Consider the following 20775-nt stretch of genomic DNA (forward strand, 5'->3'; position numbering starts at 1 on the left):
TATAAGTAAGAAAATTATCTCGGAGGACAAAAGATTGGCTTGGACTACTGAACAACGTTACAAACGATATGATCAATGGACTGAAAACGAAATCCAACAGATAAAAAATAAAATCGCTACATCACCTTGGCGTGCTACCTACCACGTAGAGCCTGATACGGGACTCCTGAATGACCCAAATGGTTTCTCCTATTTTGATGGAAAATGGATTGTCTTCTATCAAAATTTTCCATTTGGTGCAACTCATGGGCTCAAGTCTTGGGTACAACTGGAAAGTGATGACCTCGTACACTTCACAGAAACCGGTGTTCGTGTTCTGCCAGACACCCCATTAGACAGTCACGGTGCTTACTCTGGATCTGCCATGCAGTTTGACGACAAACTTTTCCTATTCTATACTGGAAATGTCCGTGATGAGAATTGGGTTCGTCACCCTTACCAAATCGGCGCTTTGCTGGACAAAGACGGACATATTCAAAAATTAAACAAAGTCTTGATTGAACAGCCTCAGGACACTACAGATCATTTCCGTGATCCTCAGATTTTTAACTACCACGGACAATTTTACGCCATTGTTGGGGAACAAAACCTTGACAAAAAAGGCTATATCAAGCTTTATAAAGCGGTTGACAACGATTATACAAACTGGGAAGAAGTCGGTAATTTAGACTTTGAAAATGACAACACCGCCTACATGATGGAATGTCCAAATCTTGTCTTTATTGATGATAAGCCAATTTTGCTCTACTGTCCTCAAGGTTTATCAAAAAAAGTCACTCCTTATGACAATATTTATCCAAATATGTATAAAATAGGTCAATCGTTTGACACAAAGAAAGCAACAATTATTGAACCTAGTCCTCTGCAAAATTTAGATTATGGATTTGAATGCTACGCCACTCAAGCTTTCAATGCTCCTGACGGACGTGCCTTAGCTGTCAGCTGGCTAGGATTACCAGATATTGCCTATCCATCCGACCGTTTCGACCACCAAGGAACATTCTCTTTGGTCAAAGAATTAACCCTAAAAGACGGTAGACTCTATCAATACCCTGTCCCAGCTATCACATCCTTGCGCACAGATAATAGCCAAACATTTGCTAATCAAGCGCAGACAACGAACTGCTATGAATTAGAACTAGAATTTACAGCTGATTCACAAGCTGAAATCGTCCTCTTTGCAGATCAAGAGCATAAGGGGTTACGCATTTACTTTGACATCAAAAATGGTCAAGTAACAGTTGACCGTAGTCAAGCCGGTGAGCAATACGCTCTTGAATTTGGTACTGTTCGTAGTTGTACGATTGAAAACCAAGCTACAACTGCTACTATCTTCATTGATAAGTCAGTTTTTGAAATTTTTATTAACAAAGGAGAAAAAGTATTTTCAGGTCGCGTTTTCCCTCATGAAAACCAAAACGGTATTTTTATCAGCGAGGGAAATCCAACTGGAACTTACTATGAATTAGATTATGGTCGCAAAGTTAACTGATGTTGCAAAAATTGCTGGAGTCAGCCCAACCACTGTATCTCGTGTAATTAACAAAAAAGGCTACCTCTCAGAAAAAACGATTACAAAAGTCAATGAGGCCATGCGCGAGTTGGGATACAAGCCCAATAATCTCGCTCGTAGCTTACAAGGAAAATCCGCTAAACTGATTGGATTGATTTTCCCAAATATCAGTCACATTTTTTATGCCGAACTCATTGACAAATTAGAGCATGAGTTATTCAAAAGAGGCTACAAGACAATCATCTGCAATAGCGAGCACAATTCAAGTAAGGAAAAAGAGTATCTGGAGATGCTAGAAGCCAATCAAGTGGATGGCATTATCTCAGGTAGCCACAACTTAGGCATCTCTGATTATGACCGTGTAACAGCTCCCATTATCTCTTTTGACCGCAACTTATCCCCTTCCATTCCTGTTGTATCTTCGGACAACTATGCTGGTGGTGTCTTGGCTGCAGAAACCTTGGTCAAATCCGGTGCCCAAAATATCATTATGATTACCGGAAATGATAATTCAAACTCCCCGACAGGTCTCCGCCATGCAGGTTTTGCTTCCATTCTACCTGATGCACCAATTATCAATGTATCAAGTGACTTCTCTCCTATTCGCAAAGAAATGGAAATCAAAAATATTTTAAAACATAGAAAACCTGATGCCATTTTTGCTTCAGATGATCTGACAGCCATTTTAATCATGAAAGTCGCTCAAGAATTGGAAATCAAAATTCCAGAGGAGCTAAAAGTCATTGGCTACGACGGAACTTATTTTGTAGAAAACTACTATCCCCAACTAGCCACTATACAGCAACCATTGAAAGATATAGCTTGTTTACTGGTAGATTTGTTGCTTCGAAAAATTGCTGGTGAAGAAGTTGTGACAACCGGCTACTTTCTTCCCGTCCACCTCTCTTCAGGAAAGAGTATTTAATACTGTGAGATAGTTAACCCCCCGCTTAAGTATTGAGAAATCTTAAGTGGGGGTTAGTGTTTATTCGTTGTTCTTATATTTTATCTGCCAGAAGCACATCATCAATAGCCTGCGCACAGCCACCGTGGTCGTTATCTGCCACAATAATATCTGCCAAACCTTTGATATTCTCATTGGCATTTCCCATAGCGACACCAAAACCTGCTTCGCGAATCATGCTTTCATCGTTATCTGCATCACCAACAGCAATAATCTGTTCCATAGGGAGTTGCAAATATTGAGCCAGGTGAGCTAAACCTTGCCCTTTTTCAACACCCCGCGCTGTTAGTTCAAGACCACTTACTTCTGATTTTATCATGGCAATATCCTCAGATAACAAAACCTCATACGATTGATCTCGATCCCTTGCCGTAAAGTGATAAATATTGATTTTGTCAAAATGCTCTCTCTCCTTAGCTAACAAATCGTAAATATTATCCACCAAGATAGCTGTTTTATCATAAAGTTCAGTATAAATTTCCATATAATAGTTAGCAATATTCTCAAAATGTGATTTTTGAAGATAGCCTTGTCCGTCAATCATACAAACCAGCATCAAATCTTGAGCTTCTGCTATCGCCTTCACCTTATCCACTGCTATAGCAGGCAAGGTTTGCTTAGCTAAAACGCATTTAGCCTCCAAATCATAAATCAATGCACCACTTGCAAGAATAGCATAGCGAATCCCGCGCAAATCATCTCCATAAGGAAGCAGTTCTGACAAAGAGCGTCCTGTTGAAAGTACAACTTGTTTACCAGCATCTTGAGCTCTCCCAATCGCTTCAACGCTGCTTTTGGCAATCGTTTTTTTACTAGTCAAAAGTGTTCCATCCATATCAAACGCAATCAATTGATACATTCCATTACTCCTCTTTTCTATCATATCTAGTATAGTACAGTTTAAAATAGAATCGTCCAGAAAAAGATAACATGAATTCAAAAATCACTCTAGATAACCTCTAAAGTGATTTTTAAAATTCTCTCAAAGTCAAAGAATGATGTTATAATTCTTTTTTATATTTTTCAACTTCTGCTTTATTAGCCCACACAAAGTGTCCAGGACGAATTTCGACCATTTCTGGCTTATCCGTTGAATAATCATGCTGATTAGCATCATAGACTTTCAACACTTTCTTCCGTTCCAAGATTGGATCTGGAATTGGCACAGCTGACAATAAAGACTGAGTATAAGGATGAATTGGATTGTTAAAGAGTTCTTCTGTTTCAGCTACTTCGACAATCACACCCTTATAAATAACCGCAATACGATCTGAAATGAAGCGTACAACCGATAAATCGTGAGCAATAAAGAGATAAGTCAAACCTAATTCTTTTTGGAATTTTTTCAGTAGGTTTAAAACTTGTGCCCGCACAGACACGTCCAAAGCTGAAATCGGCTCATCTGCAATGACAAAATCTGGTTCCATAACAAGCGCACGGGCAATCCCAATCCGCTGACGTTGACCACCAGAAAATTCATGCGGGTAACGTGTTAAATGCTCTGATAACAATCCAACTTCATGAATAATATCTTTCACTTTTTTCTTGCGTTCTTCTTCATCTTTAAATAAATGGAAATTATACAAGCCTTCCGAAATGATATAATCAACTGTCGCACGTTCATTCAAACTAGCAGCAGGGTCTTGGAAAATCATTTGAATTTTACGAATGATTTCTGACTCTTCTTCTTTTGATTTTTTGCCATTGATTTTTTTCCCTTCAAAGAAAATCTCTCCATGACTCGTATCATTTAAACCAATAATCGCACGACCAATTGTCGTTTTACCAGAACCAGATTCTCCTACAAGTGAAAACGTTTCTCCTTTATTGATAAAGAAATTAGCATTTTTAACAGCAACAAATTTCTTGCTTCCCTCACCGAAGGAAATTTCCAAATCTTTAACTTCTACTAATTTTTCAGGCATTTCCTTCCTCCTAGGCGTCTAAATGGGCAAAGCCCATTTTTAAGCTAATTTTTTCGTGCAAATCATCAATAACAGCAGGTTTATTCACTTTTGGAGCATTTTCATGAAGCAACCATGTTTTTGCCCAATGCGTATCTGACACATAGATTTGAGGCGGTTTTTCCTCAAAATCAATTTCCATCGCATAATCTGAACGCAAGGCAAATGCATCTCCTTGTAAATGTGAATAAAGAGATGGCGGCGTTCCAGGAATTGAATACAACTCACCCTTATCATCTGCCAACTGAGGCAGACTAGATAACAAACTCCAAGTGTAAGGATGACGTGGATCGTAAAAGACTTCTTCTACTGTTCCGTATTCAACGATTTCACCAGCATACATAACCGCAACCTTATCTGCAATACTTGCTACCACTCCCAGGTCGTGGGTGATAAAAATAGTTGTGAATTCATACTCGTGTTGCAAAGATTTCAACAAATCAATGATTTGTGCCTGAATCGTAACGTCAAGCGCTGTCGTTGGTTCATCACAGATAAGGATATCAGGTCGACAAGCAAGCGCAATAGCGATAACAATCCGTTGACGCATTCCTCCTGAATATTGGAATGGGTATTCATTAAAACGCTTTTCAGCATCAGGAATGCCGACCTTATTCATATAGTCAACAGCCATTTCTTTTGCTTCTTTTGGCGTTTTCTTTTGATGCTTGATAATCACTTCTGTAATTTGGCTACCAATTGTGTTAATAGGGTCCAAACTCGTCATCGGATCTTGGAAGATTGTCGCAATTTTAACACCGCGTATAGGTTCCCAATCTTTATTAGACTTCAATTTTGTCAAATCTTGTCCGCGGTAATCAATCGTTCCTTGAGCAACTCGACCATTTTCCTCTAACATTCCTGTAAATGTCTTTGTCAAAACAGACTTACCAGAACCAGATTCTCCTACAAGTGCAAGAACCTCACCTTCGATAAGGTCAAGCGAAACACCACGAATGGCTGTTAAGACTTTATCACGAACGTCAAATTCCACGACAATATCGCGAGCAGTCAATATTACATTTTTTTCTTGTGTCATATTTACTCCTATCTATGTGTACGTGGATCACTAGCGTCCGCTAAGTTTTGACCGACAACGAACAATGAAAGAGAAACCAAAATCAAGGTTGTCAATGGAATCCAGAAAAGATACGCATTTGTTGTCACGTTTTGTGAATAATCTGAAATTAACCGTCCCAAACTTGGTACTGTGACAGGAAGCCCTAAACCAAAGAACGATAGAAATGCTTCATAAGAAATGAAACTTGGAAGCAGTTGCGAAGCCGTGGTCACAATAACAGAAACCAATTGTGGCATGATATTTTTCACAATGATTTTCAGTGTTGGCGTACCCAAAGTTCGGCTGGCAAGGTTATATTCCAAGTCGCGATAACGCATGATTTGAATACGAATTGTATAAGCAATCCCAACCCAACCTGTGATGGTCATAGCAAAAATCAAGTTCCAGAAACCAGCACCAATTGAATAAGTCAAGACAATGACAATCAAGAGAGAAGGGATGTTAGAAATGATATTGTACACTTCCATCATGATACGGTCAACGGTTTTTGAAATTCCCCAGATACCACCAATCACAATACCAATAACTAAGTTAATCACGGTTGCAATGACAGAAATGAGGATGGAGTTACGAGCTCCAAACCATACTCCGTCAAAAAGAGATTTCCCGTTGCTATCTGTACCAAACCAATATTGACCGTTTGGTTTAATATAACGCGCACCGAAATCATTCACCTTGCTGACATCGTTAAAGTCAAAATCTGAGAAAATCGGATAAATGAAACTCATCAAAATAATAGCGACCAAAATTCCCAACATGATAACTGTTGATTTCTTTTTTAGGAACTGACGCATAACTGATTTCCAGTAAGAATAGGCTGGAGCATCAATTGTTTCAGAGGCAAAATCATCGCGTTTGACAAATTGGAACTTAGTCTTATCAATTGTAGCCATTATTTACCTCCTTTTGATGTTAATTTAATACGTGGGTCAAGTACTGTCATCAGAATATCACCCAATAGAAGAGCGAAGATAGAAAGACAAGTAAAGATAAAGACAAGACCAACGACCATAGAATTGTTTGAAGCTTTAACAGAGTCAATCAACATCTTACCCATACCAGGGAAAGCAAAGACTGTTTCAGTCAAAGTTGCACCTGTAATAACCCCAATAACTGAGTTTGGAATGCTGGATACAAGTGGCACCATGGCATTTTTGAAAATATGTTTATTAGAAATTTCTTTTTCAGAAAGACCTTTTGCACGTGCAAAACGAACAAAATCTTGTGATTGCAAGTCAATCATATAACGGCGAATCCACACTGCTGTCCAAGGCGCACTCAAGAGTCCAAGAATAACTGCCGGCAGCACATAAGAGCGCCAATCACCTGCTCCCAAAATAGGGAATGAATCAGGCAAGCCAATTGCTGAGCCAATCAACCGAATGATATAAACCAAGGCAATAGTTGGCAGTGACATTAAGAAAGTCAAAGCACCGGTTGAAATACTATCAAACAATGTATTCTTAAAGCGAGCCATGTAAGATCCAAGTGGAACGGCGATTAAGTATGACAAGGCCAAACCAATCAACCCAACAATAGAAGAGCTCACAATCATAGATGGATATTGATAATTGCTCTCTGTCGCCGTATAAGGATCATCTTTTCCGTAATTAGCAACATCGCGTGCATCGGCTTGTTTTGGAGACTTATATGTACGTGTATAAATATTAACAGATGATGTTTTCTTTCCTGTTGGAAATTGAACTTCTGATGTTTTCGTTTGACCTTGCCCTTGTGAAATAACCTGTAAAACAGGAAGATTAGCATAGGTCGGATAAGAAGTTCCTAGATTTAATCTTACAAAATTTTGGTGAATAAATGGAAACTGACTATTGAAATATAATAAATATTTATGTCTTGTTCCAGAACCAACAACAGACCAACCAATAGCAGGATCATTTTCAATGCGAATATAACGCTTCAAATTCGGATTAGAAGCATCTTTCACAGCACCGGTATGGTCAATTTGAATCAAATTACCATAGAAACCAAGAACGCGTTCATAGACTGGAACTTCACGAGTTGCATAAAATTGCTTGCTTTCTTTAAATTGCTGCAATTTCCAACCGCGTCCCAGCTTTTTGATGTAAGCTTCATAGATTTTTTTATTTGCATTAGTAGGTTCTACTGTTACAGAGGAATTCTCTTTACTAGCTTTTTCTTGCAATTCCTTCGTATCATAGTAGTCAATGTAACCCATGCGCTCAAAAATCGTATTTTCGTAATTGGTCTTTTTATCAGGAGTTGTCGCTATTTTGTTATAGTTTGGATCCTGTTTGAAAATCAACTTCCTAGGCACCATGGTATAGATAATGGTGTAAGTCAGCGTTGTTACCATGAAAATAGATACTAAAGAGCGTAAGATACGCATAAAAATATATTTCTTCATTTACCGTTTCCTTTAAAATCCCAAAAGAACTTTCCCTCCTGTTAGAGAAAGTTCGGATGAGAAGTTTATTTTACATGATCTGCTAATTCTTTTTGTATTTTAATGATTCAGCATGAGTCACATCAGATATTCCACTTTAATAACTATGGTTAAGTTATTAAACATAACCTGTCAGCCAAGACCGAAGGAACTGATAGAGAAATGCCACGCGTCACGACAAATACCTATTTTCAATTTTAGAATACCTTCAATTTTTAAACTGATTGTTTAAAATTATATCACAATTCTGGTTAATTGTAAAATCAATTGTCAGAATATTTTTATCATAATTGAACTTTTTTTGTTTTTCTGTTAAATTTTATCTAATTTTTTTCAATTATTTAACATGATCTGCAAGTTCTTCTTGAGCCTTTTTATTAGATTCTGTGCGCTTTTTATTCCATTTTTCCATTGCTTTCTTGTATTGATTTTGAGTCACAGGCTCATCTTGGAGTTCAAGATACTTATATAGAATGATTTCACTATTCCCTTTGTTTCCTGACCAAGCAAATGGATTAGTAAATGGCACTGTGCGAGAAAGAATTGGACGACCAGTCAAGGTTGTTGTCGGAATAACCAAAGCATTATCAGTCAACCAAGCTTGGGCTGCAGCATATTTTTCATAGCGTGCATTCGTATTAGTGGTTTCTTTTTCAGCTTCATTCAACAACTTTTCATATTCGTTCATACCAACTTGTGCTGCAGCAGCGTTGTTCGTGCCTGCATCAAATCCTAGATAGGTCTTAGTGCTTTCACCGCTTGAAGGTTTGATAACATCAAGATAGGTAGATGGGTCTTGGAAGTCTGGACTCCAACCAACATTATCAGAAAGATCCCAATCTTCTGCCGCTGCGGATTCGGCAAAGTAAGTGATATTATTCACGTCGTCTTTAGACATTTGTTGAATATCAATCACAACATTTTCTTTCCCAAGATTTTTTTCAATAGATTGTTTCAATGATTGCACACGTTGAACTTTATTAGTTGCTGTTTGGTCAACTGGCATATCAATGTGGATTGGGAATTGAACGCCGTCTGCTTGAAGCGCTGCTTTCGCTTTCGCTAATTTTTCTTTAGCTTTAGTTGGATTGTAAAGACCATCTTGCGCATCATTTAAGTTGACATCTTTCCAACTTTCATCGTAGCCAATCAATTTTTCTTTGACCAATTCTCCAAAGCTCTTGTCATCTGTTTGAACAAACGTTGGTGGTACAAAGAGATTACGGAGCATCTTCGTCGCACCGTCTTTACCATTCACCTGTGATGCATAAGCAGTGCGGTCAAATGCAAAGGTAATCGCTTGACGGAAATCCTTGTTTAGCAAAGCTTTCTTAGTAGAAGTTTTTTGAGCATCTGTTGTCTTTGAAGTGTGATTGTAAGATTGACGATCAATATTTGTAGCTACTAAGTAAGTTGTTGCATCTTGTGGAGTATAAACGATGTTGTTTTTGTATTTCTTGCTGACAGAAGCATAACTTGGGCTAGTTGGAAATACTTTAGCATTGGTAAATGAGCCATCACTAAATCCTTTAGCAAGTTTGTCTTGGTCTTGACCATCATAGTAAGACAGCTTGATGTTGTCAATGTGCACATTTTTCTTATCCCAGTAGTTTGGATTTTTAGCAAATTCAACAGACGATTTCGCTGTGATAGATTTCAGCAAGTATGGACCATTATAAAGAAGACTAGATGGGTCTGTTGCTTGTGCAAATTTATTGCCTTTTGATTTCAAAAATTCTGCATTAACTGGTGCTAGAACGCCCATTGTTGTTTTAGAATTCCAAAAGCTTTCTGGTCGATTAAGCGTGTATTGAACCGTGTAATCATCAACTGCTTTGATACCGACAGAAGAGAAATCTTTATTTTCACCCTTCATGTAAGCATCCAAGCCTTTAACAGAATCTTGCACCAAGTAAATAGCATCAGATTTATTATCCGCAGCATATTTTAAGCCTGTCACAAAGTCTTGTGCCTTAACTTCTGCATACTCTTCACCCTCTGATGTGTACCATTTCACACCCTTACGAAGTGTATAAGTATAAGTCAAGCCATCCTTGGAGACTGTCCAATCCTTCGCTACAGAAGGAACTAGATTTCCGTAACGGTCATTTTCCAAGAGTCCGTCAATGACATTACTGGTAAGATTTGCAGTAGCTGCTTTCCCAGTTGTCAAATAGTTCAGGTTATCTGGATCTTGCTCATAAATATATGAGAATGTTTTGTTCCCCGAGCTTGTTTTAGAGCTAGAACAAGCTGCTAGGATTCCTGTTGCAAGCAAGGCTAGCGCTGCAAGGGTAATGATTTTACTTTTCTTCATGAATATTCCTCCCAAAATCATTATTTTTATACATTCTAGCACACAAAATATAAAAAGTAAATAGAATTTTCTAAATTTTATGACATATTTTTTTAGACCTAGTATCAAAGGGATTATATTAATCTTACAATTTTATAGATAGAAAAAAGCAGATGAAACCCACTTTTAAGTGAGTTTTACCTGCTTTTATAAATGTATTATTTTACATGATCAGCTAATTCATCTTGAGCTTTTTTATTAGACTCGGCTTTTTCTTTTTGCCATTTCTTCTTAGCTGCTTCATAGTCTTTCTTAGTGACAGTATCGTTACCGACTTTAATGTATTTGAAGTAGGTTGAGCTACCTTTACTACCTGTTTGCGCAAATGCACCTGAGAACGGTTGAATGCGTGACACAAAAGTTCCGGCACCTGTTGAAGCCATTGTTGGTAAGACAAGTGAACTGTCTGTTAACCAAGCTTGTGCTGCTGCATATTTTTCATAACGTTTTGCAATGTCTGTTGTTTCTGCACCTGCTTCATCGACTAATTTATTATATTCGTCCAAGCCAACTGCTTTAGCACCAGCATTTTCACTACCAGAGTCAAATCCAAACCAAGTTTTCGTATTATCAGAAGCTGTTGATTTCAAAATGTCAAGATAAGTAGATGGATCTTGATAGTCGGGATTCCAACCAACAGCGCCTGAGATATCCCAGTCTTCTCCAGCTGCATTTGGAGCATAGTAAGTGACGTTGTTAAAGTCATCTTCTGACATCATGTTCAAGTCCATGACAACATTTTCTTTACCAAGTACTTTTTCAACAGACTGTTTCAAAGATTGCATACGAGCAACATAGTTCTTAGAAGTTTCTACAGTAGGAACATCTAAATGGATTGGGAATTTCACACCTTGAGCTTGCAAAGCTTCTTTTGCTTTTGCAAATTTTGCTTTTGCTTTTGTTGGATTGTACAAGCCATTTTGTGAATCAGCTAGTTTGACACCCTTCCAGTCATCGCCATAGCTTGCTAATTTTTCTTCTACAACATCACTAAATGATTTTTCACCAACTTGAACAAAATTTGATGGTACAAACATGTTACGGATTGCTGTGGCAGCGCCCTCTTTACCATTGACTTGTGCAGCGTAAGAGTCGCGGTCAAGTGCAAAGTTCAAAGCTTGACGGAAGTCTTTGTTCAACAATGCCTTTTTCGTTGAATTTTTTTCTTCATCTGTTTTCTTAGCCGTATGGTTGTAAGATTGACGGTCAATATTAAGGGCTAAAGCAGCCGTTCCAGAGCCTGCTTCTGCTGTATAGATATTGTCCTTGAATTGTTTTTCAAAAGTTGCAAAGTTTGAACTTGTTGGGAAGAGGCGTGCGTATGAGTATGCCCCATCTTTGAAATTACGAGCCAATGAGTCTTGGTCTTGACCATCATAGTAAGCAAGTTTAATGCTATCAACTTTTACTTTATCTTTATCCCAATAATGTTTGTTTTTAACATATTCTACCGCAGATTTTGCTGTGATAGCTTTCATCAAGAATGGTCCATTATAAAGGATTGAGTTAGGGTCTGTTGATTGGCCAAATTTATTTCCTTTAGATTTCAAAAATTCGGCATTGATTGGCCACATAATGGCAGAGGTTGTCTTAGAATTCCAATATGGTTCTGGCTTGTTCAATGTATACTGAACAGTATAATCATCAACTGCTTTCACACCTACCGTTGAAAAGTCTTTTGTTTGACCATTCACGTAAGCATCTAAACCTTTAATTGAGTTTTGAACCAAATAAAGCGCCTCAGATTTTTTATCGGCAGCATGTTTCAAACCAGTTACAAAGTCTTGCGCTTTAACTTCTGCGTATTCTTCCCCTTCTGATGTGTACCATTTGGCACCCTTACGAAGTTTATAAGTATAGGTTAAACCATCTTTTGATACAGTCCATGACTTAGCCATTGATGGTACAAGATTTCCATATTTGTCATTTTCTAACAATCCGTCAACTCCATTTGTCACAAGATCGCTAGTGGTTGCTTTTCCTGATGTTACATAATCCAAAGTTTCTGGATCACTAGAATACACATAACCAAATTTTGTTTCAGCTGAGTTCGATTTCGAACCCGAGCAAGCAGCTAAAAGGCCAGAAGTTAAAAGAGCTAACCCCGCAACTGCGATGATTTTACCTTTTTTCATAGTTACCTCCGAAAAGTATGATATATTCTAATTATACTATATCTTACTAAAAAGTAAAGAATTTTCAAAACAAATCTTTCAACAAAAAACGTTGCTGTGAGCCGAAATGCTTTCAAACAACGGACTCACTTCTCGTATCCTATTGATGGATACATTGCTTTTTAGGTTATTTCCTCTCTGGGTGAATGACATACGTTTCAAAATCCAGATTCGGCATACATTCTGCTAAATCGTTCTCAATGCGCTTCAGTGCTTCTAAACGCATTTCAACAGATGTATGAGCATTCCCTTGAATGATAAAAATGGCATTCTTTGTCTCGTCATCAAATTTATAGTTTTCTCCGTCACGAACATCTAGCCATGCTAAAATTCCTTTTTGATCACGATAAACATAATCAGTCTGTGAAACGTGTTTTTCCGTAGATAAAATCGGTAGAAACACATCTTCTTTTTGACTAACCGTAAATTCAATTTGCCCTGCTATTTTGTCCAAATCATGCCCACCGATGGCTAATAAAGAATGTAAAGATTCAACATTATAAATATCAATAATACTATTAATATGCGGAATAGAACCACGATGTCGAATATTCCGAATAAGCGCTAAAACAGTGGGAGGATTCTTCTTGACACTGCGACCAACACTTTGCAACAAATCTTTGTAGCCTTGAATGACTGCATCATCAGACACTTCATCCACATTGCATTTCAAGACCCACTTTTCCATTTCTTTTTGCTTTTCCAAAAATGAAGCGGATAAAGGCGTATGTGGATCTACATTTTTAGCAATGCCAATTACCACATTTTTAATTCCAAGTGCTACGAGACTTTCATCAAGTATAAATTTTATCATAGTCTACCTCCAAATAATAATTTAGGGAATTGATTAACTATTAAATCCTTTGCAAAAAGTCTTATTTTATTGCTAAACCACTGCTTTTTATGACAATCTAGTTGTAGATTTCATTTAAAATCTTGCACCAATTTGTTATACTGATAAGACTTTCTATTTATAAAAGATATTAAAAAGACTGGAATAGGCTCCAGATTGTGATACCAATCATGGAAGCCTGTCCCATTCTATTATTTTTCACTATTTTCAACCGCAGCTGTGACAAAAGCCGTATAAAGTCCTTCTGGACGATTAGGGCGGCTGGATAATTCTGGGTGGTATTGACACGCCACAAAGAATTTATTTTCTGGAATTTCTACAATTTCTACCAGACGATTATCAGGTGAAACTCCTGAGAAGACAAATCCTGCGTCTTCAAATTGTTGACGGAATTCATTGTTAAATTCGTAACGGTGGCGGTGGCGACGCTGCACAACTTCTTGATTGTCATAAGCTGCAGCGGCTTTGGAACCACGTTTCAACTTAGACGGATACAGTCCTAAGCGAAGCGTACCTCCCATGTCTTCTACATCAATCTGATCACGCATCAAATCAATAACAGGGTGCTTCGTATCAGGATTTAATTCTGAAGAATTAGCATCTTCAAATCCTAACACATGGCGAGCAAACTCAACACAAGTCAACTGCATACCAAGGCAAATTCCAAGCATTGGCACATCATTTTCACGCGCATATTGAATGGTCGCAATCTTTCCTTCGGTTCCGCGATGACCAAATCCACCTGGCACAATAATCCCGTCTGCATCTTTCAACAATTCGGCGACATTTTCCGTTGTGACATCATTCGCATTGACCCAATTCAGCTTGATTTCTGCATCATTGGCATAACCGGAGTGCTTGAGAGCTTCTACAACAGAGATATACGCATCTGGCAACTCCACATATTTCCCAACAAGTGCAATTTTCACTTGTTTCTTCAAGTTCATGACTTTATCAACCATAGCAGACCAATCTGTCATATCTGCTTCTGGCACGTCCAACTTCAAGTGATCACAAACGATTTGGTCCATGTTTTGTGCTTGCAAATTCAGCGGAATTTGATACAAATGTTCCACATCTAGCGACTCAATCACTGCTTCTGGTGCTACGTCACAAAATTGCGCTAATTTATTTTTAATATTTTGACCTGCTGGCTTTTCAGTGCGAATGACCAGCATATTCGGTTGAATACCCAGACCACGCAATTCTTTTACAGAGTGTTGAGTTGGTTTGGTTTTCATTTCCCCAGCTGCTTTCAGATAAGGAAGCAAGGTCGTGTGAATATACATCACATTGTCTGCTCCGACATCTGCCTTCATTTGACGAAGCGCTTCTAAAAATGGCAAGCTTTCGATATCTCCAACAGTCCCTCCCACTTCTGTAATAATCACATCAGAGTCTGTTGTCGTTGCAGCACGTTTAATCTTTTCTTTTAAAGCGTCTGTAATGTGTGGAATGACCTGGACAGTTGCTCCAAGATACTCACCTTTACGTTCTTTGCGAAGAACTTCACTATAAATCTTACCTGTTGTGACATTTGAATATTTATTTAGGTTAATATCAATAAAGCGTTCATAGTGCCCCAGATCCAAGTCTGTCTCTGCACCGTCGTCCGTCACAAATACTTCCCCGTGTTGGTAAGGACTCATCGTTCCTGGGTCAATATTGATATATGGGTCAAACTTTTGAATAGTCACCTTAAGGCCACGGTTTTTCAAGAGACGACCAAGACTTGCTGCCACAATCCCTTTACCGATCGAACTAACTACACCACCTGTAACAAAAATATATTTTGTTGCCATAAATACTCCTTATCTAAAATACAACGTCCATTGCTTTTTAAGACGTGTTCATGAATAGCAAAACAAAAATAGCTCCCTAGAGCTAGGGAGCTTCGACTTCTTAAAAGAAGTGCCCGATATTATAATATCGCAGAATAAAACTTTTGTCAAATAAGAAAATAAGAATACATCATTAAATTTGACTATTCTTCATCTTCTCCATCTACTTCATCGTCAGAATAATCTTCGTCCTCTTCATTGAGTTCGACTTCTTCACCTAAATCATCAGGTGCGATTTCATTGATTTCAGCATCATACGCTTCAACTTCACTCTTCTCGTCGTCCGGATTGTCCTCGTCGTAACTTAGAGCAGGATCAGCTTCGTATGAGTCTTCATCCTCTGGATCATCATCACTGTAATCAATAGCATTTTCATCACCGTCCATAAAGGCGTTCACACGTTTCTTCTTCCGTTTCTTCGGAGTTTCTTCATCGTCTTCTTCAAGTGTGATAATTTCTTCATCCACCTCGTCAATCGCATACCATGAACGCAAGCCCCATTTGTTATCTCCAAGAGGAATGAAACTGCCGTCTACATTTAGCTCTGTATAAAAAAGTGGCAAGGCTTCACGAATATCACTATTTGATTTTTCAAGGTAATTTTGAATTTCATTGACAAGATCATTAAAATACATTTCATGATTGCGACCACGTGTTTCTAAGATAGCACGCGCTACTTCAATCATAGAAAGTTCACTTTTTTCTTGTCCAGCAAATACTTCTAATTCCAAAGTCAATCTCCTTTTAAGTCTGAGGGCTTCTGCCCTGTTGGCTCTCAAATATTTAATTTATTGAATTTTTCGCTACTTTTTATTGTACGATAAAAATCTTCTTTCGTCAAAAGAATTTTATCCTCTATTCAAGAAAATCACCATTTTTACCAAAATGACTTCTGCTTTTATATAAAAAGAAGCAAAAAGGCAATTCAGCCAATTCTCTGACTGAACTTGCCTTATGTTATCGCTCGATTATTTTACTTTTGCAGTACTTGTAATCAATTCAACGGCTTTTTTAATCACAATATCATGTTTCAACATATCTGCTGAAAGAAGTTGACGAACGCGTTCTACTTCCATATTGTAATCAGCGGCAAGAGAAGCAATTTCTGCTTCAATATCTTCATCACTTGCTTCAAATCCTTCTGCTTTCGCAACAGCTTCAATCACAAGGTTTGTCTTAGTACGTTTTTCAGCGTCAGCTTCATGTTGTTTGTGAAGATCTTCTTGCGTTGTACCAGTAATTTGGAAGTACATATCTGGTGAAATACCTTGACGTTGCATGTTTCCAAGGAATTCATTTACAGAGCGGTGAACTTCTTCGTGAACCATTTCTTCTGGTAACTCAACGATTTCTGCATTTTCTACTGCAAGATCAAGCGCTGCAGATTCGACTGCGTCATCAAAAGCAATTTCTTTTGATTCAGCTAATTCTTTGCGGTATTTTTCTTTTAATTCGTCAAGTGTTTCAACATCTTCATCAATGTCTTTCGCTAGTTCATCATCTAGTTCTGGAACTTCTTTTTCTTTGACTTCGTGAATCGTAGTCACAAATTTAGCATCTTTACCTGCAAGGTCTGTTGCTTGATAGTCTTCTGGGAATGTCACGTTTACTTCTACCGTTTCACCAGCAGCATGTCCAACTAATTGATCCTCAAAACCTGGAATGAATTGACCGCTTCCAAGTTCAAGTGAGAAGTTATCTCCTTTACCACCATCAAATTCAACACCGTCAACTGTTCCAACAAAGTCAATCACAACTGTGTCGCCATTAGCAGCCTTGTCTTCTTTCAATACAAGCTCTGCTAAATTGTTGCGCTCACGTTCAATTCTTGCGTCTACATCTGCGTCAGATACTTCTTTAGAGACATCAACAGACACTTCTAAATTTTTATATTCACCTAATTTTACTTCAGGTTTTGTAACCACTTCCGCAGTAATGGTCCAATCTTGACCTTTTTCCATAGACGCCACATCAAATTGTGGTTGGGCAACAACTTCAATTTCTGCTTCTTTAACTGCAGCTTCATAAGCAGCTGGGAGAAGGGCGTTCAGTGTGTCTTGGTAAAGAGCTTCTTCCCCAAATTTTTGGTTAAACACCGGACGAGGAAGATGACCTTTACGGAAACCTGGCACATTCAGAGTTTTCTTAACTGAGTTAAACACGCGATCCAATTCTGGCTTGATTTGTTCTTGACTAATTGTAAATGTCAAAACTCCGCGATTTGTTTCTTTGCTTTCAAATGATACAGACATTCTGTCATTTCTCCTTAAAATTTATTGAATACAATCAATTATACCATAAATACACGTTATTTCACAAATTTTCTAATGAAAAATTTAACGATTTTTCCGTCCATTTGCTGATTTTGCTCTTTATGCTTTCCGAATTTTATCTTTTTGGTAAGCAGCTCGCGCTCCACCAATTAGCTTCGGACGACTGGCAAGCGCAGTCACATGCGCTTCTCCTAGTTCTCGTAAAATTGGTCGTACTGGAATTTGGACGTGCTTAATATGCATACCAATTGCTGTATCTCCGATATCCATCCCTGCTTGAGCCGTAATAAATTCCACTTCAACTGGATTATTCATATATTTAAATGCAGCCAATTGACCGCTTCCACCGGCATGCAGAGTCGGTAGGACGTTGACAATTTCTAGGTTTCGTTTTTGCGCCAATTCTTTCTCCACAACCAAAGCGCGATTCACATGTTCGCATCCTTGAACAGCTAAGTAAAGACCACGCTCGGATAACAACTCCAGCATAGTTTTTACAATAACTTCTCCCACTTCTTGGCTGGAATTTTTTCCAATATGTCCTCCAATCACCTCACTGGAAGACAAGCCCAGTACAAAAATATCACCGGAAGAAAGAGCTGATTTTTCTAAAACATCTGTTAAAATGATTTGTGTTTGTTCTCCAAGTTTTTGTAAATTCATGATCTCACCTCGTTTTAATTGTATTATAAATGATTTTTATTGCTTTTACAAACTGAAATTCTTAAAAGTAAAAAGGGCACAGCGCCCCTTATTTACTTTATTTTTTCAAAACATCTGCCAACAATTTATTCAAGATAGCTCCGGCAATCATTCCCAAGGTATTTTGGCAAAAGTTGGGAAATATTTCTGGAAAAGCTGATCCCCAACCATGCATAATCGTGGAAGCGAGAGCATAACCTCCTACCATAACAAGCGTAGCCAACACCAAACCGAGATAGCGACTTTTCCCTTTAAAACCAGCAAAATAGCCTTGCAAACCATGAAAGAGCAAGCTAAAAAACATCCACTGTGGATAACCCGAAATCAAATCAATAAGAAATCCGGCTAAACCGCCAACAATTGCTCCTTCTTTTCTGCCAAAATAAAAGGCGGTAAAGAAAATTCCTGCGTCAAGAAAAGTTAAAATTCCTGTTGGGGTTGGAATTTTTAAATAATATCCCAAAACAACTGTCAAAGCAGCAATCATAGATAAAAGGACAAGTTTATGCGTCTGATTCTTTTTCATATTGAACAACTCCATATTGGTCTGAATGTTGGATAGCTCGGTAAACAAATTCTTTTGAAATTTGAACTGCTTCAAAAGTTGATTTTCCCAGTAATAACTGACTGGCAATACTGGAAGCAAAGGTGCAACCCGCTCCGGTATTATTTTTGTCTAAAACAGGCGATTCCAAAATTTTAAATTGTTTTCCGTCATAGTAAACATCAATTGCTTTTTGAATATCTAAGCGATTTCCTCCTTTGATAACAACGGATTTAGCCCCCAAAGAATAGAGATGTCTAGCCGCTTCTTTGACATCCTCCAATGTTCGCAACTCTTTTTGAGCCAAGAGTTCAGCTTCTGGTAAATTAGGCGTGATAATGTTTGTATAAGGAAAAAACTTGATGAGCTCATCTCGAAGTGCCGAAACCTCCACATCATGGGTTTCCTTGCAAACTAAGACAGGGTCTAACACAACAGGAGTTTCTGCATGAGCTTTCACAAAATCTAAAACCAAATCTGCCACTTCTACATTGGGCAGAAGCCCCAATTTAATGGCTGAGAAAGGTACATCCTTAAGAGAATTGAGCTGCTGAGCAAAGACGGTCGTGTCTACAGGAATAACCTCAAAACCTTGCTCTGTCATAGCGGTCAAGCAAGTCACCGCCACAAAACCATGCAGTTGGTTGACCGTGTAGGTTGCTAAATCAGCATGCAGTCCGCCACCACTAAAAATATCATTTCCTGATATAGCTAAAATAAAGTTATTCTTCATATCGTATCTCCTTTAGATAAAGTCCGTTTGGTGCTGCAGTCGGCCCAGCCAAATGACGATCTTTCTCTGTTAAAATTCTATCAATCTGCTCAACTGGCATTCGACCGTTGCCGATCTTCAGCAACGTTCCGACCATATTGCGGATTTGCTTATATAAAAATCCATTGCCAGAAAAAGTAAACATCAGAAAGTTGCGTTTCTCATCAAAGTCTAAGCGTGCTTCTGTAATCGTCCGAACTTTATTTTCCACACTAGTCCCTGAAGCTGTGAAACCTGTAAAATCGTGGGTTCCTTCTAACTTTGCAATAGCTGCTTCAATCAAACTCAGATCAAGCGGATAAGGATAATGGGTTGCATAATGGCGCATCATGGGATTTTTAGGGCGCCCAATATCTACTATAAATTCATAGGTCTTGCTGTGCTTCCAATATCTGGAATGAAAATCCTCATCCACCTCTTCTACACTGATAAAATCAATGTCCTCCGGTGTTTGCGTATCAAGCGCAAAACGCAACTTTTCTTCATCTCTTTTTTGCGGCAAATCAAAATGAATAACCTGCCCCAAAGCATGAACACCGCTGTCGGTGCGTCCAGCCCCATGAATGATTACCAGTTCTCCCCTGTTGATTTTGGTTAAAGTCTTTTCAATCTCTTCTTGGACGCTGCGAGCATGAGGTTGCCGCTGAAAACCAGCAAAATCATGACCGTCATAAGAAATAATCGCTTTATATCGTGTCATGTGTTTATTGTAACAAGAAAAAAAGCCCCTCGCAAGACTGTAAAAACAAAACTGTCCGGGTACAGATTGGACTTGACAAGACTGACGAAAGACTATACACTTAATTAGCTTTAGCTAAGGAGGAACCAAATGGCAGAAGATATTAGTTACACAAATGGGCATCAACGCTTTCGCTATCGATCAGCCGCTATCATTATTGAAGAGGGAGCTATTTGCTTCATGAGCAGTCCTTCCGAAGACTATCATTACTCCGTTGGTGGAGCTGTTCAATTTGGCGAAACAACCGAAGAAGCTGTTCTTCGAGAGGTTATAGAAGAAACTGGACAGCAATATGAAATTGACCGCTTGGTCTGTCTTCATGAAAATTTCTTTTCAAATTCAAACGGTGTCTTAAGAGGGTTAGATTGCCATGAAATTTGCCTATACTATCTTATGAAACCAAAAGGGAAACAATTCCAAAGTCAAATAGAGGACGAAACAGTTCACTGGATTCCTATTCAAGAATTAGAAAACCACAGGGTATTTCCAACCTTCATTCCACAGATTTTAAAAGGATTAGATATGGGAATACAGCATATCATTACAAAAAATGGAGAACAGAAAAACTGAT

At 38.3% G+C, this 20775-nt stretch carries 18 protein-coding genes; 3 read left to right on the forward strand and 15 right to left on the reverse strand.

All coding sequences use genetic code 11. The features are described from left to right. The first annotated feature begins 34 nt into the window (after positions 1–34). Both IYQ91_RS06700 and IYQ91_RS06705 read left to right on the forward strand, forming a co-directional pair. On the forward strand, positions 35–1492 hold the full coding sequence (locus IYQ91_RS06700; protein WP_195673426.1) for a sucrose-6-phosphate hydrolase: 1458 nt from the start codon (positions 35–37) through the stop codon (positions 1490–1492). Beyond that, complete coding sequence (locus IYQ91_RS06705; RefSeq protein WP_117644842.1) at positions 1473–2438, forward strand: LacI family DNA-binding transcriptional regulator; 966 nt, start codon at positions 1473–1475, stop codon at positions 2436–2438. The genes IYQ91_RS06700 and IYQ91_RS06705 overlap by 20 nt, the downstream gene beginning before the upstream one ends. A gap of 73 nt (positions 2439–2511) precedes the next feature. On the opposite strand, the gene IYQ91_RS06710 is transcribed toward IYQ91_RS06705, so the two are convergent. From IYQ91_RS06710 to truA, 15 genes are all read right to left on the reverse strand, one after another. Continuing rightward, positions 2512–3336, reverse strand: a complete 825-nt coding sequence (locus tag IYQ91_RS06710) for a Cof-type HAD-IIB family hydrolase (RefSeq protein ID WP_195673427.1) — start codon at positions 3334–3336, stop codon at positions 2512–2514. Positions 3337–3478: 142 nt separating this feature from the next. Continuing rightward, entirely contained in the window at positions 3479–4402 is a 924-nt protein-coding gene (locus tag IYQ91_RS06715; RefSeq protein WP_003026175.1) for an ATP-binding cassette domain-containing protein, read from the reverse strand. A gap of 10 nt (positions 4403–4412) precedes the next feature. Next, a complete protein-coding gene (locus IYQ91_RS06720) occupies positions 4413–5480 on the reverse strand; it encodes an ABC transporter ATP-binding protein (protein ID WP_004224088.1) in 1068 nt (355 codons plus the stop codon). A gap of 8 nt (positions 5481–5488) precedes the next feature. Beyond that, complete coding sequence (gene oppC / locus IYQ91_RS06725) at positions 5489–6415, reverse strand: oligopeptide ABC transporter permease OppC (protein ID WP_003026180.1); 927 nt, start codon at positions 6413–6415, stop codon at positions 5489–5491. Then, on the reverse strand, positions 6415–7911 hold the full coding sequence (locus IYQ91_RS06730; protein ID WP_049507325.1) for an ABC transporter permease: 1497 nt from the start codon (positions 7909–7911) through the stop codon (positions 6415–6417). Before IYQ91_RS06730 ends, oppC begins: the two co-directional genes overlap by 1 nt. A 376-nt stretch (positions 7912–8287) precedes the next feature. Further along, positions 8288–10267: a peptide ABC transporter substrate-binding protein gene (locus tag IYQ91_RS06735; RefSeq protein WP_195673428.1), complete on the reverse strand. Its 1980-nt coding sequence runs from the start codon at positions 10265–10267 to the stop codon at positions 8288–8290. A 197-nt stretch (positions 10268–10464) separates the two neighbouring features. Then, the gene (locus IYQ91_RS06740; protein WP_195673429.1) at positions 10465–12441 is read right to left on the reverse strand and encodes a peptide ABC transporter substrate-binding protein; all 1977 of its coding nucleotides are present in this window, start codon (positions 12439–12441) and stop codon (positions 10465–10467) included. 166 nt (positions 12442–12607) lie between these two features. Further along, positions 12608–13294, reverse strand: coding sequence for a B3/4 domain-containing protein (locus IYQ91_RS06745; protein WP_195673430.1), 687 nt, complete (start codon positions 13292–13294; stop codon positions 12608–12610). A 230-nt stretch (positions 13295–13524) separates the two neighbouring features. After that, entirely contained in the window at positions 13525–15135 is a 1611-nt protein-coding gene (locus IYQ91_RS06750; RefSeq protein WP_126467591.1) for a CTP synthase, read from the reverse strand. Between the two features lie 182 nt (positions 15136–15317). After that, positions 15318–15905: a DNA-directed RNA polymerase subunit delta gene (gene rpoE, locus IYQ91_RS06755; protein ID WP_003031757.1), complete on the reverse strand. Its 588-nt coding sequence runs from the start codon at positions 15903–15905 to the stop codon at positions 15318–15320. Positions 15906–16142: 237 nt separating this feature from the next. Next, a complete protein-coding gene (gene tig, locus IYQ91_RS06760; protein ID WP_003026190.1) occupies positions 16143–17426 on the reverse strand; it encodes a trigger factor in 1284 nt (427 codons plus the stop codon). Between the two features lie 120 nt (positions 17427–17546). Then, entirely contained in the window at positions 17547–18110 is a 564-nt protein-coding gene (locus tag IYQ91_RS06765; protein WP_106100290.1) for a TIGR01440 family protein, read from the reverse strand. A 97-nt stretch (positions 18111–18207) separates the two neighbouring features. Next, positions 18208–18675 (reverse strand): ECF transporter S component, encoded by a 468-nt coding sequence (locus IYQ91_RS06770; RefSeq protein ID WP_195673431.1) that lies wholly within the window; start codon positions 18673–18675, stop codon positions 18208–18210. After that, positions 18653–19426 (reverse strand): bifunctional hydroxymethylpyrimidine kinase/phosphomethylpyrimidine kinase, encoded by a 774-nt coding sequence (locus IYQ91_RS06775; RefSeq protein WP_195673432.1) that lies wholly within the window; start codon positions 19424–19426, stop codon positions 18653–18655. The genes IYQ91_RS06770 and IYQ91_RS06775 overlap by 23 nt, the downstream gene beginning before the upstream one ends. Then, the gene (truA, locus tag IYQ91_RS06780; RefSeq protein ID WP_022526566.1) at positions 19416–20165 is read right to left on the reverse strand and encodes a tRNA pseudouridine(38-40) synthase TruA; all 750 of its coding nucleotides are present in this window, start codon (positions 20163–20165) and stop codon (positions 19416–19418) included. The genes IYQ91_RS06775 and truA overlap by 11 nt, the downstream gene beginning before the upstream one ends. 129 nt (positions 20166–20294) lie before the next feature. On the opposite strand from truA, the gene IYQ91_RS06785 reads away from it, so the two are divergent. After that, positions 20295–20774, forward strand: coding sequence for an NUDIX hydrolase (locus IYQ91_RS06785; RefSeq protein ID WP_195673433.1), 480 nt, complete (start codon positions 20295–20297; stop codon positions 20772–20774). Position 20775 lies beyond the last annotated feature (1 nt).

The sequence above is a fragment of the Streptococcus sp. HF-2466 genome, from assembly GCF_015594645.1.
GTDB classification, from domain to species: Bacteria; Bacillota; Bacilli; order Lactobacillales; family Streptococcaceae; genus Streptococcus; species Streptococcus anginosus.

Excerpts from the sequence above, each read along its gene's own strand:
- IYQ91_RS06705 (WP_117644842.1), top strand. The coding sequence starts at position 1,473 with ATGGTCGCAAAGTTAACTGATGTTGCAAAAATTGCTGGAGTCAGCCCA.
- IYQ91_RS06710 (WP_195673427.1), bottom strand. The coding sequence starts at position 3,336 with ATGTATCAATTGATTGCGTTTGATATGGATGGAACACTTTTGACTAGT.
- IYQ91_RS06715 (WP_003026175.1), bottom strand. The coding sequence starts at position 4,402 with ATGCCTGAAAAATTAGTAGAAGTTAAAGATTTGGAAATTTCCTTCGGT.
- IYQ91_RS06720 (WP_004224088.1), bottom strand. The coding sequence starts at position 5,480 with ATGACACAAGAAAAAAATGTAATATTGACTGCTCGCGATATTGTCGTG.
- oppC (WP_003026180.1), bottom strand. The coding sequence starts at position 6,415 with ATGGCTACAATTGATAAGACTAAGTTCCAATTTGTCAAACGCGATGAT.
- IYQ91_RS06730 (WP_049507325.1), bottom strand. The coding sequence starts at position 7,911 with ATGAAGAAATATATTTTTATGCGTATCTTACGCTCTTTAGTATCTATT.
- IYQ91_RS06735 (WP_195673428.1), bottom strand. The coding sequence starts at position 10,267 with ATGAAGAAAAGTAAAATCATTACCCTTGCAGCGCTAGCCTTGCTTGCA.
- IYQ91_RS06740 (WP_195673429.1), bottom strand. The coding sequence starts at position 12,441 with ATGAAAAAAGGTAAAATCATCGCAGTTGCGGGGTTAGCTCTTTTAACT.
- IYQ91_RS06745 (WP_195673430.1), bottom strand. The coding sequence starts at position 13,294 with ATGATAAAATTTATACTTGATGAAAGTCTCGTAGCACTTGGAATTAAA.
- IYQ91_RS06750 (WP_126467591.1), bottom strand. The coding sequence starts at position 15,135 with ATGGCAACAAAATATATTTTTGTTACAGGTGGTGTAGTTAGTTCGATC.
- tig (WP_003026190.1), bottom strand. The coding sequence starts at position 17,426 with ATGTCTGTATCATTTGAAAGCAAAGAAACAAATCGCGGAGTTTTGACA.
- IYQ91_RS06765 (WP_106100290.1), bottom strand. The coding sequence starts at position 18,110 with ATGAATTTACAAAAACTTGGAGAACAAACACAAATCATTTTAACAGAT.
- IYQ91_RS06770 (WP_195673431.1), bottom strand. The coding sequence starts at position 18,675 with ATGAAAAAGAATCAGACGCATAAACTTGTCCTTTTATCTATGATTGCT.
- IYQ91_RS06775 (WP_195673432.1), bottom strand. The coding sequence starts at position 19,426 with ATGAAGAATAACTTTATTTTAGCTATATCAGGAAATGATATTTTTAGT.
- truA (WP_022526566.1), bottom strand. The coding sequence starts at position 20,165 with ATGACACGATATAAAGCGATTATTTCTTATGACGGTCATGATTTTGCT.
- IYQ91_RS06785 (WP_195673433.1), top strand. The coding sequence starts at position 20,295 with ATGGCAGAAGATATTAGTTACACAAATGGGCATCAACGCTTTCGCTAT.